This window comes from Herbaspirillum sp. GW821-FHT09A12, assembly GCF_059418325.1.
Window position 1 is genome coordinate 1 of sequence record NZ_JBWKPR010000008.1, and the last position, 14995, is coordinate 14995.

General features: G+C 63.5%; 14 protein-coding genes and 1 pseudogene. 9 read left to right on the top strand and 6 right to left on the bottom strand.

The window, feature by feature from the left end; translation table 11 throughout:
- From AC07N6_RS16550 to pssA, 5 genes and pseudogenes are all read left to right on the top strand, one after another.
- Positions 1-120, top strand: a pseudogene (locus tag AC07N6_RS16550) (ketol-acid reductoisomerase); the annotation flags it as partial.
- A 340-nt stretch (positions 121-460) separates the two neighbouring features.
- Complete coding sequence (locus AC07N6_RS16555; RefSeq protein ID WP_494782721.1) at positions 461-1231, top strand: SIMPL domain-containing protein; 771 nt, start codon at positions 461-463, stop codon at positions 1229-1231.
- Positions 1232-1348: 117 nt separating this feature from the next.
- A complete protein-coding gene (locus tag AC07N6_RS16560; protein WP_494782720.1) occupies positions 1349-1885 on the top strand; it encodes a vesicle formation protein in 537 nt (178 codons plus the stop codon).
- Between the two features lie 248 nt (positions 1886-2133).
- Entirely contained in the window at positions 2134-2778 is a 645-nt protein-coding gene (locus tag AC07N6_RS16565) for a phosphatidylserine decarboxylase (protein ID WP_494782719.1), read from the top strand.
- A 74-nt stretch (positions 2779-2852) separates the two neighbouring features.
- Positions 2853-3719 (top strand): CDP-diacylglycerol--serine O-phosphatidyltransferase, encoded by an 867-nt coding sequence (pssA, locus tag AC07N6_RS16570; RefSeq protein ID WP_494782718.1) that lies wholly within the window; start codon positions 2853-2855, stop codon positions 3717-3719.
- A 71-nt stretch (positions 3720-3790) separates the two neighbouring features.
- Here pssA and AC07N6_RS16575 read toward each other — a convergent pair whose 3' ends face one another.
- The 3 genes from AC07N6_RS16575 to AC07N6_RS16585 all read right to left on the bottom strand — a co-directional run bounded on the left by AC07N6_RS16575 (position 3791) and on the right by AC07N6_RS16585 (position 6552).
- A complete protein-coding gene (locus AC07N6_RS16575; protein ID WP_494782717.1) occupies positions 3791-4516 on the bottom strand; it encodes an alpha/beta fold hydrolase in 726 nt (241 codons plus the stop codon).
- Positions 4517-4519: 3 nt separating this feature from the next.
- Positions 4520-6025: a sensor domain-containing diguanylate cyclase gene (locus AC07N6_RS16580; protein ID WP_494782716.1), complete on the bottom strand. Its 1506-nt coding sequence runs from the start codon at positions 6023-6025 to the stop codon at positions 4520-4522.
- Positions 6026-6183: 158 nt separating this feature from the next.
- A complete protein-coding gene (locus AC07N6_RS16585; protein ID WP_494782715.1) occupies positions 6184-6552 on the bottom strand; it encodes a hypothetical protein in 369 nt (122 codons plus the stop codon).
- Between the two features lie 172 nt (positions 6553-6724).
- On the opposite strand from AC07N6_RS16585, the gene AC07N6_RS16590 reads away from it, so the two are divergent.
- Positions 6725-8251 (top strand): aminotransferase-like domain-containing protein, encoded by a 1527-nt coding sequence (locus AC07N6_RS16590; protein ID WP_494782714.1) that lies wholly within the window; start codon positions 6725-6727, stop codon positions 8249-8251.
- A gap of 5 nt (positions 8252-8256) precedes the next feature.
- On the opposite strand, the gene AC07N6_RS16595 is transcribed toward AC07N6_RS16590, so the two are convergent.
- Positions 8257-8430, bottom strand: a complete 174-nt coding sequence (locus AC07N6_RS16595; protein WP_494782713.1) for a hypothetical protein — start codon at positions 8428-8430, stop codon at positions 8257-8259.
- Here AC07N6_RS16595 and AC07N6_RS16600 point away from each other — a divergent pair.
- On the top strand, positions 8424-9761 hold the full coding sequence (locus tag AC07N6_RS16600) for a tetratricopeptide repeat protein (protein ID WP_494782712.1): 1338 nt from the start codon (positions 8424-8426) through the stop codon (positions 9759-9761). The genes AC07N6_RS16595 and AC07N6_RS16600 overlap by 7 nt on opposite strands.
- A gap of 310 nt (positions 9762-10071) precedes the next feature.
- Here AC07N6_RS16600 and AC07N6_RS16605 read toward each other — a convergent pair whose 3' ends face one another.
- Positions 10072-10998, bottom strand: coding sequence for a sugar kinase (locus AC07N6_RS16605; protein ID WP_494782711.1), 927 nt, complete (start codon positions 10996-10998; stop codon positions 10072-10074).
- Positions 10999-11026: 28 nt separating this feature from the next.
- Positions 11027-12319, bottom strand: coding sequence for an amino acid deaminase (locus AC07N6_RS16610; protein ID WP_494782710.1), 1293 nt, complete (start codon positions 12317-12319; stop codon positions 11027-11029).
- A gap of 193 nt (positions 12320-12512) precedes the next feature.
- On the opposite strand from AC07N6_RS16610, the gene AC07N6_RS16615 reads away from it, so the two are divergent.
- Together AC07N6_RS16615 and AC07N6_RS16620 are read left to right on the top strand one after the other, a co-directional pair.
- Positions 12513-13397, top strand: coding sequence for a MurR/RpiR family transcriptional regulator (locus tag AC07N6_RS16615; RefSeq protein ID WP_494782709.1), 885 nt, complete (start codon positions 12513-12515; stop codon positions 13395-13397).
- Between the two features lies 1 nt (position 13398).
- On the top strand, positions 13399-14922 hold the full coding sequence (locus AC07N6_RS16620; RefSeq protein WP_494782708.1) for an N-acyl-D-amino-acid deacylase family protein: 1524 nt from the start codon (positions 13399-13401) through the stop codon (positions 14920-14922).
- Positions 14923-14995 lie beyond the last annotated feature (73 nt).

Here is a 14995-nt window from a genome sequence, read left to right on the forward strand (position 1 = left end):
ACCTTGCTGTCGCGTCGCCGCATCAATGCCGAGCACCAGATTGAAGTTGTGGGCGAGAAGTTGCGCGCCATGATGCCGTGGATTAAAGCTAACAAATTGGTTGACCAGACCAAGAACTAATACCGGTTCTAGTCGCAGGACAAAAAGAAAGGACGCTTCGGCGTCCTTTCTTTTTTTGCTCGGGTGCGGCTGAAGCGGTATCGGCCTGATATCAACAGATATCAACATATCATCGGATGATGTTGCTCCCGGCAGGTCTTGAGGCAAAATGCCAAGGCGGAGAAGATGTCGTCAGGGCAATAGGGGCTGTTCCGGCAACATCCTTGTATCTGCCGTTACGCCTTGTTGCATACGAAACAAGAACTAAATGCGAAGCGAGATCGTCGAAGTGCCGGGGGTCGATGGTGCCGACGCGCATCATGCGGAACCCGCTCCACCAACAACACCAAGCGAGGACAACATGACAACTACCCGCAAGTTGATGCTCGGCGCCGCACTGGCGACCGCCTGCATCGCCGTACAGGCGCAGACCATCCAGACCACCGGCAGCATGGTGGTGGTGCCGGCCACCGGCGAATTGAGCGTGCCCAATGACCAGGCGCGCGTGACGCTGCAGGTCGAGGAGCAGGACAAGGACAAAACGGTCGCCGCTTCGCGCGTGAACCAGAAGATGAAGCAGGGCATCGATATCCTCAAGCGCCAGGATCCGCAGGCTACGCTCAAGAGCTACGGTTATTACACCTATGCCATCTATGCCGAACCGCAGCCGATGACGCCGCAACCGCCTCGCGCCGTCGCCAAGGCGCGCCCTATCGTCGGCTGGCGCGTCGGCCAGTATCTGGAAGTGGTGACGCAGAATCTGTCCGGCCTGCCCAAGACGGTATCGTCGGCACAGAGCCTGCTGAGCCTGAACGGCCTGCAGTTCGGCCTGAGCCCGGCCGCGACCAAGAAGCTGGATGCGGCGCTGTTTGACGCCACCTACAAGAACCTGGAAGAACGCATCGGTTTCATCGCCGGTTCCATGCATCGCGCGACATCGGATGCGGTGCTGGAGACGCTGGACTTCGAAGGTTCCGGCAACTACGCGGGCAACGACCGGCCGATGCCCAAGGCGGCGATGATGATGCGTTCGGACATGGCGCCGGAGGCGGCATCGGTGGCCGAACCCAGCTTCGAACCGGGCGAGTCCACGGTCAGCATGCGCCTGGTCGGCAAGGTGCGCTTCAAGTAAGCGGGCGCATCATTCGCAATCCGTTGCCTCGGCCATGACATGATGGCCAGGCGCCCACAGGAAGGGAGGCTATAATCGGCCTCTTTTCCGTTTTTAAGGCCTCATCTCATGCGGGTAATGAAAAATCTCTCCGCGTTCCTGGCCAGCGGCCTGTTGTCGATCGGACTGGCGCATGCCGACATCTGCGCGGATATGGGCGCCGCCTATCAGCAGTCGCAATCCCATTTCGACGGCTGGAAAAAGGAAACCTCGGAAACCACGGAAGGCGCGCAAGGCGCCAGGAAGGAATACGCTTCCAACTTCCTGCTGGACGGCGCGCGCAGCTGCGCCATCAGCGGCGACTCCGCCGGTTATTCCTGCATCTGGCGTTTCGCCACGCCGGCCGAACTGGGCCAGGCCTACCAGCGCATGGTGGGGCAGATCAAGGCCTGCCAGCCTTTGTTGAAGCAAGCGCCGGGCATCATCAATGACAAGCCCGAGGAGCGCATCCAGGGCAATCTGCGGCGCAGCATGGAAGTGACCGGTTTCGATTACGGCGATGCGGGCGTGGTCGTGATGGTGGGGCAGATGCAGGTCACCAGTATCCAGTCCGGCACCAATGTGTCGCGCAATGAGTTGAAATTCTCCTTTGTGCGGGCCGCGGCGCGTCCTTGAGCCGTAGCGCTACGGCAGGGCTCCAGGGACATGCTGCATTGCGCGTGCCGGCGGCGCGCGCGAAATGCCGGATGATCGGTTCACGATCATCCGTAGTATCAGGGCCAATCTCACGCAAACAGAAGTAAATCCGGCTGCAAAGCCCGTTCTTTGCGCCTGTGGGAGGCGCATTTCGTTGCATTTGGCAGGAGCTGGACTAGAATAAGCACGCTTTTACTTTTGAAATTTCCGCGATCATTGGAGCAACATTGAACAATAACCACTATCCCCATCCCATTATCGCCCGTGAAGGCTGGCCGTTCCTGACGATCGCCGTCGTGGCTGCATTGCTGACGACCTATTTTTGCGGCGCCTGGTCGCTGCCCTTGTGGATCATCGCGCTGTTCGTATTGCAGTTCTTCCGCGATCCGCCGCGCGTAATCCCGCAGCAGGCCAATGCCGTGCTGTCGCCGGCGGATGGCCGGATCGTGGTGGTGGCCCGCGCCCATGACCCCTATACCGACCGTGAAGCGCTGAAGATCAGCGTGTTCATGAACGTGTTCAACGTCCACTCCAACCGTGCGCCGGTGGACGGCAAGATTGAAACGGTCCAGTATTTCCCCGGCAAGTTCGTCAATGCCGACCTCGACAAGGCCTCGCTGGAAAACGAGCGCAATGCGCTGGCCATCACCACCACCGACGGCCACAGCGTGACCTGCGTGCAGGTCGCCGGCCTGATCGCGCGCCGGATCCTGTGCTACGTGAAAGCCGGCGACGTGCTGGCGCGCGGCCAGCGTTATGGCTTCATCCGCTTCGGTTCGCGGGTGGACGTGTATTTGCCATTGAGCGCCACGCCCAAAGTCACCGTCGGCGAAAAAGTCTCGGCCACGGAAACCATCCTGGCCGAACTCTGACTCTCCCGTTATCGCTCCGCGTGAAGCAAGCCTTGTTTCGCGCGGTTTCCTGCAATACCAAACGATAAACATCCATGGCAACTTTCCGACGACGCAAAGCCAAAGGCGGCATCCCTTTCCCCAAATCCCTGCGCGGGCCCAAGGCCTATGCGTCGCAGTTGGATGATGCGGGGCCGGGTGTGGTGCGCCGCCGGTCGCGCGGCATCTACCTGTTGCCCAATGCGTTTACCACCGCCGCGCTGTTCTGCGGTTTCTACGCCATCGTGATGGCGATGAACCTGAAGTTCGACTATGCCTCCATTGCGATTTTCGTCGCCATGGTGCTGGACAGCCTGGACGGCCGCGTGGCGCGCATGACCAATACCCAGAGCGAGTTCGGCGCGCAATACGACAGCCTGTCCGACATGGTCTCGTTCGGCGCCGCGCCGGCGCTGGTGGTGTATGAGTGGTCCTTGCGCGGCATGGGCAAGCTCGGCTGGCTCGCCGCTTTCGTGTACTGCGCGGGCGGCGCGCTGCGGCTGGCGCGCTTCAACACCAACATCGCCGTGGTCGACAAGCGTTACTTCCAGGGCTTGCCCAGCCCGGCGGCCGCGGCGCTGGTGGCCGGTTTCGTCTGGCTGATGGACGACCTGCGCTTTGCCGGCACCGACCTCAGCTGGGCGGCCTGGGTCATCACCCTCTACGCCGGTATCACCATGGTTACCAATGTGCCGTTCTACAGCTTCAAGGACGTCAACTTCCGCAAGCCGGTGCCGTTCATCGCGGCCTTGCTGGTGGTGGTCTTGCTGGTGGTGATTTCCAGCGATCCGTCCAAGGTGCTGTTCGGCCTGTTCGTGCTGTATGGCCTGTCGGGATATGGGGTGTATGTCTGGCAACGCATCAAGGGCAAGCCGGTCAGTATCGTCCAGACCACGGATGAACATGGAGACGGCAGCCATTAGGCCACGGCATACGACAATCCGGCAGATTTTCCCAGGAACGCCCGCTTTGCCGGGCGTTTTGTTTGCGGCGCTTAGTCCGCGATCAGCGTCGCCAGCAAGGCGCGCAGATCCCCATCCTGGGCGCTGCGTTCGCTGACGCGGTGATCGACGCCGGGCAGGTCGACGATGCGGCATTGTTCCGCCGCATGGGCATTGGCGGCGATCAGTTCGGCGACTTCCTGCGGGATAACCTGGTCATCGCCGGCGCGGATGAGCGTGATGCGGCCGCGATAGCCGCGGATCAGCGCCAGCGAGTCGGCATCGCGCCAGCTATCCGGGCGCCGCAGCGCGGCGCTGAAGCCGGGGCCGAAAGGGAGCTTGAAGGCGGCGCCGTCATAGATGGCGCCGACGATGGTCACCAGATGGGCGATCCGGTTTTCCGGCCGGCAGGCCAGGCGCATGGCGATCTCTCCGCTCATGCTTACGCCGACGACCGTACGCGGCGCCTGGGTGAAGCGCTCCAGCGCAGCCTGGGCTTCATCCACCCGTTTGGCCAGCGAATTGGGGGCCAGCGCAGTGCTGTGGCCATGTCCGGAAAAATCGATGGCGGCGCTGGCGCATCCCCGCAGGGCAAGGGTGTCGCGCACCGGCCACTGGCGTTCCCGGGTGCTTTGCCCGGCGCCATGCAGGAACAGGGTGCGCACGGCGCCGCATCCGTTGGCGGAGATGACATCGCCCGCCAGCGTTTCCACGCCGGCTTGCAACTTGACATCCTCCCTGATGATGCGATGGGCGCCGGCAGTCGGCATGGCATGCATGCTTCAGTCCAGCGGCTGGCGGCGTTCCAGGCCCGGAGCGTCGGCATAGTATTGGCGCTTGGCCTCGTACATCAGCGTGTCCGCACGTTGCACCGCGTGCTCCAGGCGTTCGCCCGACATGGCGGTTACCGCGCCCATGGACAGGCTCAATGTGACGCCGGAATAGAACTGGTTGTTGAGGCCGACCAGCTTCTGGATCTGTTCTATCAGCGCGGCGCAGCTGCGTTCGTCGGTGGCCGGCAGCAAGATGGCGAACTCGTCGCCGCCGGTGCGCGCCACGCTGCCCGGACGTTCCACCGCCTTGCCCAGCACTTCGCCCACGCGGCGCAGCAAGGCATCGCCGGCGGCGTGCCCGAGTTCGTCGTTGACTTCCTTCAAGCCGTTCAGGTCGGCCACGATCACGCTCACCGGGAAGGGGCCCTTGCGCTCCAGCCGGTTCAGCTCGTCGACCATGTAGGCGCGGTTGTACAGCTTGGTCAGTTCATCATGCTTGCCGAGGAATTCCAGATAGGCTTCGGCCTTCTTGCGCGCGGTGATGTCGGTCAGCGCCACCAGCACCAGTCCCCAGCTGTCTTCGTAGCCGGGGAAGACCGAGAATTGCAGATGCACGTACAACTGGTCGCCATTGAGCGAATAGTTCACCACTTCGCGCTGATGGAACAGGTTGCCGTTCCATAGTTCGAGCAACTGCTCGTTGAAATGGTGCTGCATGTCGTCGCGGAAGATGTCGGACAGGCGCGACAGCAGGGTCGCCTTGTCCGGCGCGCCGAACATGGAAAGCGTTTGCAGGTTGACGTCGATGACGCGGATTTCCTGCATGCAGCGTTCGACGAATTCCGGATGCACATCGGTGAAGGTGCGGAAATCGGTGATGCCGATGCGGTGCAGGTCGTCGAACAGGCGCTTGACCTGGCTGAAGTCTTCCACCCACAGCGAGATCGGCGAATACTCGAACAGGCCGCGCGCATAGTTTTCGCTGCGCGAGAGCTTCTTGCGCGCCGTTTCGCGTTCGGTGACATTCTCGATGGCGAGCAGGATGTAATCCCAGCTCTCTTCGCTGCCGGGCATGATGCGCCCGGAGAGCTGGATATCCAGGCGCTTGCCGCCCAGCGTGTAGTTGACCGTGTAGCTCGAGAAGTTCTGCCGGCCTTCCCACAGTTGCACCAGCTCATCGATGAACGTGTCGATCATGTCATCGCGGAACACCTTGTCCAGGTTGGCAACCAGATGTTCCAGGTCGCGCGCCTCATACCACTCCAGCGTGCGGCGATTGACGTCGACCACGCGGATCTGGCGCGCGCAAGCCTGCGCGCGCGTCAGGTCTTCCTGCAGGTAAGCCCGCAGATCGACTACGCCCTGCGCGCGCCATTCGTCGAACAGGCGCTTCATGCCGCTGTAGTCTTCTTTCCAGAGGGAGACTGGGGTCAGGTCGAAAGTTTCCTGCTCGGACAATGCCTGGGCAGGATTGCGTGAAGCCGGTGGGGTATTGGAAGGATGGTCGTTCTGCATAACACTTCATCTTTGAGGGATGATGGAAGTGTAATGGTTTTACGGAAATCTCTGCAGTAACTTCGGATATTGGATCAAAGTATTTGTATAAAAATGTGGCCAGTAGCACGGTGTTTGCGTGACTTAACGACGGGAAATGTTTTCCCGTCGTTCACACATCATTGGCCGGCCGGCGCGGTCCGTTGTCCCCAATGCAGCAATCGCCTGCATGCCGCCCGCAGGCGTTGGGGCCATGGTTGCGGTTGCGGCCGCAGGCACAGGACTTCGCCTCCCTGCGGCGCCGCGATTTCCACCCAGCCGGCGTGTTCGATCGCCATGGCTTGTCCATCGCTCAGGGTGCTGTGCTGTGCGACCAACTGGTCGAACATCCATTGCGGCGCCTGGGTGACCCGTGCCGATGGGGCGTTGTTCACCACCAGGCTGCCGGCGGGCAGCCACACTTGCATGGTCTGGCCGCGCGCCAGCCGGACCGTTTGGCTGGCCAGCGCATAGTCGGCGGGAATGGGAGCTTGCCACGGGCTTTGCATGATGTTCCTTTGTCTGTTGGGTTCTTGAAGTCTAAGGAGGGCGGCAAAAACGCAACAGGCACAGGAAAAAACAGACTGTGCCGTAACAGGCGATGGATTTTGAATCTGTTATCGTTCTTTTTCGAATACTCTGTATCTGTTCTGGTTTTTGCCGCAAGAAGATGATGCTGTTATGGATACCAGCCTGCTTATTCCCGACCCTACCGATACCCGGCCGACACTGGCCAACGCGACGGTTTCGGATGCTCCCGATGCCGCCGCTTCCCGCATACCGCTATACCGCAAGCTGTCCGAGCATTATCAGAGCGCGATACAGGCCGGCACCCTGGTGGCAGGCGACCGCATGCCATCGGTGCGCGACCTGATGCGCCAGCACCAGGTCAGCCTGTCGACTTCCTTGCAGACCTTGCGCCATATGGAAGAGGGCGGCTGGCTGGAAGCGCGGCCCCGTTCCGGCTACTTCGTGCGCCAGCCGCGCCGCTCGGCGATCCGTCCGGTGCAGGAGCCCAAGAGCCTGATGGCGATCGATCCGGCCCAATACGTCGGCATCCACGAAAAGGTCTCCAAGTACATCGCGCTGCGCCAGAAGTGCGCGCCGCGCATCGACCTGTCCGGCATGACTTGCGCGCCCGAGCTCTATGCCGTCGATACCTTGAAGCAGGCCGCCATGCGCGCCCTGCGCGAGCATCCCGAACTGCTCACCAGCGCCATGCCGCACAATGGCAACCAGGGGTTCCGGCAGGCAGTGGCGCGCCGCGCGCTCAACGCCGGCATGCGCATCGACGCCGACGAGGTGGTGGTCACGCACGGCTGCATCGAGGCCCTCAACCTGGCGTTGCGCGCCGTCGCCGGCCCCGGCGACACCATCGCGGTGGAGTCGCCGACCTACTTCGGCCTGTTGCAGGCGCTGGAAAACCTCGGCATGCGCGCGCTGGAGATCCCGACCAGCCCGCTCACGGGAATCTCGGCCGAGGCGCTGGAGCTGGCGGTGCGCACCTACGGCAACATCAAGGCCGTGGTGGTGGTGCCCAACCTGCAGAACCCGCTCGGCTGCATCATGCCCGATGCCAACAAGGACAAGCTGGTGCGCCTGTGCGAGGAATTGCATCTGCCGCTGATCGAGGACGATGCCTACACCGAGCTGGCCGACGGCAACGTGGCGCCCTCGACGCTCAAGAGCCGCGACCGCAGCGGCAATGTGATCTATTGCGTTTCATTGAACAAGGTGCTGGCGCCGGGCATGCGCCTGGGCTGGATGAACGGCGGCCGTTGGCATGAGCGGGTGATGATGCTCAAGTTCACCCATACCCGCGCCAACGAGGAGTGGACCCAGATCACGGCTGCCGATTTCCTGGCCAGCCCGGCTTACGACCGCCATCTGCGCCGTCTGCGCGAATTGCTCAAGGAGCAGCGCGAGCGCATGGCCGAATCGATCGCTGCCTATTTCCCCGAAGGCACGCGCCTGACCGTGCCCAGAGGCGGCGTCGGCATGTGGGTGGAACTGCCCTCGCAGGTGTGTTCGCAGCGCCTGTTCGAGCAGGCGCTGGCACAGGGCGTCGGGGTATCGCCTGGCGCCATCTTTTCCAATTCCAACCGCTACGGGCATTTCCTGCGGATCTGCTGCGGCCATCCTTTCACGCGTGAACTGGATCAGGCCTTGCGCCAGTTGGGCCAGATCGGGCATAGCCTGGCAGCCTGAGCGCGTTACCCCGGCATTTCTCCCAAGCCGCCTTCCATGAGGGCGGCTTTTTTTCGTCCTGCCGCCATGTCTTGAGCCGGGCTGGCACGGAATTTGTCGTTTACATACGTAAAGAAAATGTAAAGAAGCTGTACACTGGAGCAACATTGCCACCACTGTTCAGGGATCTTCAATGCCATCGCCAGAGCCGCTTTCCGACAACCATCCGGCGCCGCCCGTCTCGCTGCAGCAAGCCATCGATGCCCACATGGCGGGGCAAGCGGACGAGGCCGCCGCCATCTATGAGGCGGTGCTGGAGCAGGATCCGATCCATCCGGCCGCGCTGCATTATTTGGGGATTTACCTGCACCAGGTCGGACGGCACGATGAAGCCGTCGAAAAGTTGATGCTGTCCTGCGCCCTGGAGTCGGAGGATGCGGGTTGGCAAAACGACCTCGGCAATGTGCTGTTCGCGCTTGGCCGCTTCGATGAGGCCGAGCAGGCCTACGGCGATGCGCTGGCCATCGCGCCCGAGGACCATACGATCTGGAACAACCTCGGCGCCGCCCAGCTGCAGCAAGGCAAGCCGGAGGACGCCACGCAGTCTTTCCTGCGCGTGCTGGAGATCGATCCCGAATTCGCCCCGGCCCTGCTGCATCTGGGCAACATCTACGACGCCGCCGGCGACCAGATGCGGGCATCCCATTACCAATGCCGCGCCTACGTGCTGCCGCCGCTGGAAGGCAAGTCCAGGCAGATGCTGGGGATTTCCTTCTATTTCCTCGGTCGTCTGCAGGAAGCCGCACAGGCTTACCGCGCCTGGCTGGAGGAAGAGCCGGGCAATCCGATCGCGGCCCACATGCTGGCCGCCTGTTCGCAGCAGGAGGTGCCCGCGCGCGCGTCGGACAGCTATGTCGAATTCCATTTCGACCGCTACGCCGACACCTTCGAATCCAACCTGCTGGAGAGCCTGGGTTACCGCGGCCCTCGTTTGATCGGCGAAGGCCTGGCCCTGGCGGCATCGCCCGCGCGCCAGTTCGAGGCGCTCGACATCGGCTGCGGCACCGGCCTGTGCGGCCCCTATATGGCGCCGTTCGCGCATACGATCACCGGCGTCGACCTGGCCGGCAAGATGCTGGAGAAGGCGCGGGCCGGCGGGCATTATGCCAACCTGGAAAAGGCCGAGATCGGCGATTACCTGAGCCGCCATCCCCTGTCCTGCGACCTGGTGGCGGCAGCCGACACCCTGATCTACTTCGGCGACCTGGGCGCCGTGTTCGGCCCTGTCGCCGGCGCGTTGCGCAAGGACGGTTATTTCATCTTCACGGTGGAGGCGGTCACGCCGCAGGACGTCGCGCCGTCAGGCTTTTGCCTGCACGCCAGCGGACGCTATCGGCACAGCCGCGACCATGTGCGCCAGCATCTGAATAACAACGGCATGGAAGTGGTGCACGAAAGCGAGCAGATCCTGCGCGAAGAGATTCGGCAGTCGGTGGCGGGCATGCTGTTCGTGGCCAAGCGCCTGGGGTAGGCCGGGTTGCCGGCCGCGCCGGCAACCTGCCCAAAGCGCAATGGATATCAGGCGGCCTTTAGGGCCTGTTAACCTTTAATGTGCGAGTGCGAGCGGCCAGCAAGCGTTGTCTGCCTAGGCGTGGCGACGCGTCGTAGCGGTGCTACGGCAAGGAGCCACAACAACGGCAGGCGACGCTTGCTGGCTGCTCCCGAAGGGTTGCTCCCAGAAAGCGTGCTGGCAGCGTTGCACGGTGAGGCTGGTGGGCCCCACCACCAGCCTCATCGCGCGCCTTGCCACCCCGCTTTCTGGGAGCAACGCATCTCGCACATTAAAGGTTAACAGGCCCCAGGGCCGCTTCGACTTTCAGGCGGCTTGGAATCGGCTCGACCGCACCATAGCCGGTGGTCGACAGCGCCGCCGCCACATTGGCATAGCGCGCCGCGCTGAAGGGATCGCGGCCCGCCACCAACTCCGCCACAAAGGCGCCGCCGAAGCAGTCGCCGGCGCCGGTGGCGTCCAGGGCTTGCACCGGATAAGGCGCCACCATGCGGCGCTCGTCAGGCGTGGCGACATAGCAGCCTTGCTCGCCCAGTTTGAACGCCACCAGCTTGATGCCATACGACAGCAATTGGTCGACGATGGCGTCGCGCTCTTCCAGGCCGGTCAGCATGGCAACGTCTTCCCAGCTTGGCAGGCAGATGTCGCACAGCTTGAACGCTTCCACCATCTTCTCGCGGGCGCGTTCCAGCGGCCACAGGCGCAGCCGCAGGTTGGTGTCCAGCGAGGTCAGTACGCCGGATTTGCGCGCATGGGCCATCGCCGCCAGGCCGCTGTCGCAGGCGCTTTCGCTGATGGCCAGGCTGATGCCGGACAGGTGCAGCACACGGGCGCCGGCGATGGCGTCCAGCGGCAATTGCTGCGGCGTGTAGGTGCTGGCGGCCGAACCGGCGCGCAGGTAGTGGAAGTGGTGGCCGGCGCCGTCATGGGTGACGAAGTAGATGCCGGTCGAGGCGCCCGGGATCACGCCGACATGCCCGGTGCCGACCTGTTCGGTCTGCCACAGGTCCAGCAGGTTGCGGCCGAAGTGGTCGTCGCCGACCGCGCTGATGTAGGCGCAATCGGCGCCCTGGCGGGCGGCGGCGATGGCGAAGTTGGAGGTGTCGCCGCCGAAGCCTTCCAGGTAATTGCGCGGCTGGGAAATGCTCTGGTTGAATTCCACCATGGCTTCGCCGTAGGCGAGGATCTTGTTGCTCATGTTCTTGGCTGTGCTGGCTGCGGATGGGTCAGAAGAAGGTCTGGACGATGTCGATCACGTCGAACTTGCCGTCCACCACCGGCAGGTGGCGCCACTTGTCGAAGGTCAGGCAGGGGTGCGAGATGTCGAAGGCGAGCATGTCGCCGACCTTGATGTCGTCGCCGGCGGCGATCTTCAGGTAGGCGTGCTGGTCCATCATGCCGGTCACCTCCCAGTGCGCGGGCGTGGCCGACGGCAGGCTGTCGCTGCCCGGACGGAAACGCGCCACCGGCAGCGGCAATCCGGCGTCGAAGGCGGCGTCGCGCTTGCCCAGCGCAATGATGGCCTTGTCGGCCTCGGGGATCGACTGCACGTAGGCCCACAACTGCAGCGCCGGCTGCAACTGGCTGCGCATGCTGTGCGCCACCGGGTTGCGCACCTGGATCTGCGCCTGCGCGGCGCGGTAGATGCCCACATCGTGCGTCAGGTAGCAGCCGGGGCGCAGCACCACGTCGAGCGGCACGCCGATGTCGGCCTGGGCGAACTCTTCGGCCACCACGTCGTACCAGGCCGAACCGGCGCCGGTCAGCACCGCCGGGCCGCGCGCCACGCGCCTGGCCAGCAGGCCTTGCTGCGCGAGTTCCCTGGCGCAGGCCACGGCGCGTTGCAGAAACTTGCGGATGTCGGCTTCTTCCTTGAGCACGCCTTCATACACTTCCACGCCGGCCAGCGCGATGCTGTCCCAGCGCTTGACGGCTTCCAGCACGGCGGCTTGCTGTGCATCGTTACGCACGCCGGTGCGCCCGCCGGCCGGGCCCAGTTCCAGCAGCACATTCAGGGTTTGGCGGCGTTCGGCGAAGAAACGGCCGAGCTGGTCGACCAGATCGGCCGAGTCGACCAGGCAAAAGAATTCGAAAGAGGGATCGGCCAGCAGCTCCGAGATGATCGCCATGTTGCGCTTGCCCACCAGTTGGTTGGCCATGATCACGCGGCGCACGCCGTGGCGGTAGCCGGCCAGGGTCTGGTGCGCGGTGGCCAGGGTGATGCCCCAGGCGCCGGTGTCGAGCTGGCGCTTGAACAGCTTGGGCGCCATGGTGGTTTTGCCGTGCGGCGCCAGCTTCACCTGGTACTGGCCGACGAAGTCCTGCATCCACTTCAGGTTGTGGGCGAGCTTTTCTTCATAGAGGACGGCGGCCGGCAGGCTGATGTCTTCGTTGAGCAGGTTCCATTTGACCGCACCCGCCTGTTGCGGCGCCAGCGGCTGCTCCAGGGGGCCCAGGCCCTTGTTGACAGGGTCGATGATGCCGCTCTGATAAGCAATTTGGTAGTTTGTATCATTCATCGCAATTATTCCTGTAAAAATTGGATTGACGTAATAATATCCTTGAATTTACTATGTTTTACTCGTGTTAGTAAATAACATAAATTATTTAAAAGAAATTCCCGCGGCACATGCTGCACATGCGGCAAGGTAATACGCGGCAACCCGACGCACAACCTGCATACCTACATACGCAAATCCTCGACCCGATTTCATGGCGCACACTTTCGACATCGTCTCCCGCATCACCGAGCGCAGCAGCACCTTGCGCCTGGCCGAACAGAAAGTGGCCGAAGCCATCCTGGGCGACCTGTCCTCGGCCGCCAGCGCCAGTATCGGCGAATTGGCGTCCAGGGCCGGCGTCTCCGTGGCCAGCGTGACCCGCTTCGCCAAGGCCATGGGCTGCCGCGATGTGCGTGAATTCAAGTTCCTGCTGGCGCAGGCGGTGGCAGTGGGGCAGCGCTTCTTCGACGGCGCCAAGGCCGCGCCTTCGGCGCAGCCGCCGGAACTGGCCGACGTGGTCTATAACGATATCCACGCGGTGCTGGAACTCAATCGCGCCATGCTCAATCCGGACATGCTGATGGCCGCCGCCGGCCTGTTGCGCGATGCCCGCATGATCTACTGTTTCGGCATGGGCGGCGGCTCCACCATGATGTCCGACGAGGCGCGCTATCGCCTGGTGCGCCTGGGACGCCCGGTGGCCACCTATCACGACGCCATACTGCAAAAGATGGTGGCCGCCACGCTGGACAAGAACGATGTGCTGCTGGTGTTTTCCGCCACCGGCAATGTGCCTGAGCTGCTGGCCAATTGCGAGGTGGCGCGCGAATACGGGGTCAAGATGATCGCCATTACCGCACTCGGTTCGCCGCTGGCGAAGATGGTCGACGTGCTGCTGCCGATCAAGACGCTGGAAACCGACCTGATTTTCAAACCGTCCTCATCGCGCTACGCGATGATGGTCACGCTCGACATGCTGGTGCTGGAGCTGGCCCTGCTGCAGAAAGAGAACAGCCAGGAGCGCCTGCGCCGGCTGAAATACGTGCTCGACACGCATCGCGGCGGAGGCGATCGCCACCAGCCGCTGGGAGACTGACATGAGCTTCGCCAATTCCAATTTCGCCTCCGCCGCCGCGGCTGCCGGCCGTTGCGACACGCTGATCCGCAACGCCCTCGTCATCGACGGTTCCGGCGCCGATCCGGTCGCCGCCGATGTCGCCGTGACGGCCGGCCGCATCGCCGCCATCGGCCAACTGTCAGGCTGGCAGGCGGACACCACCATCGACGCCACCGGCCGCGTGCTCTCGCCCGGCTTCATCGACGTGCATACGCATGACGACACCAACGTCATCCGCACCCCCGAGATGTTTCCCAAGCTGTCGCAGGGGGTGACCACCGTGGTGGTCGGCAACTGCGGCATCAGCGCCGCGCCGGTGAGCCTCAAGGGCGATCCGCCCGACCCGATGAACCTGCTGGGCAAGTCCGAGGCCTTCCATTACCCGACCTTCGCCAGTTATGTGGCGGCGGTCGATGCCGCGCAGCCATCGATCAACGTCGCCGCGCTGGTCGGCCACACGGCGCTGCGCAACAACCACATGGACCGCCTCGACCGCGCCGCCAGCGAACCGGAGATCGCCGGCATGCGCGCGCAATTGCGCGAGGCGCTGGAGCATGGCGCGCTGGGCCTGTCCACCGGCCTGGCCTACGGCAACGCCATCAACGCGCCCACCGCCGAAGTGCTGGCGCTGGCCGAGCCGCTGGCCGAGTTCGGCGCCATGTACGCCACCCACCTGCGCAGCGAATTCGCCGACATCCTCGAGGCCATGGATGAGGCCTTCCGCATCGGCAAGCATGCGCGCGTGCCGGTGGTGATCTCGCACCTGAAGTGCGCCGGCGTCGAGAACTGGGGCCGCAGCGGCGAAGTGCTCAAGGCGCTGGAATTGGCCGGCAAGCATCAGCATGTCGGTTGCGACTGTTATCCCTATACCGCCAGCTCGTCGACCCTGGACCTGAAGCAGGTGACCGACGCTTACGATATCCAGGTCACCTGGTCCGAGCCGCATCCGGAGCAGGGCGGCAAGATGTTGAAGCAGATCGCCGCCGAATGGCGGCTCGACCTGCATGCCACGGCCGCGCGCCTGATGCCGGCCGGCGCCGTCTACCACTGCATGGCCGACGATGACGTCAACCGCATCCTGTCCCATCCGGCCACCGTGATCGGTTCCGACGGCCTGCCCAACGACCCGTTGCCGCACCCGCGCCTGTGGGGCGCTTTCCCGCGCGTGCTGGGCTATTACAGCCGCGAACAGAAGCTGTTCTCGCTGGCGGCGGCGGTGCGCAAGATGACCGGCCTGTCGGCGCTGCGTTTCGGCTTGCACGAGCGCGGCTTCGTGCGGGAAGGCTATTGGGCCGACCTGGTGCTGTTCGATGCCGATACCGTGCGCGACGCCGCCAGCTTCACCGACCCGATGCAGCCGGCGCATGGCATCGATGCGGTCTGGGTCAACGGCAAGCTGGCTTATCGCGGCAGCGACAAGAAGGCCACCGGCGAACGCGCCGGGCGCTTCCTGGCGCGCCAGCCGCGCGCGGCGGAGGCCGGACAAGCCTTCGCCCACGATTGAGCGGTGTCAGCAGGAATTCAAACAACAAGAACGTAAAGCCAATCGCAAACCGGATGCCCTGTCGCAGGCGCAT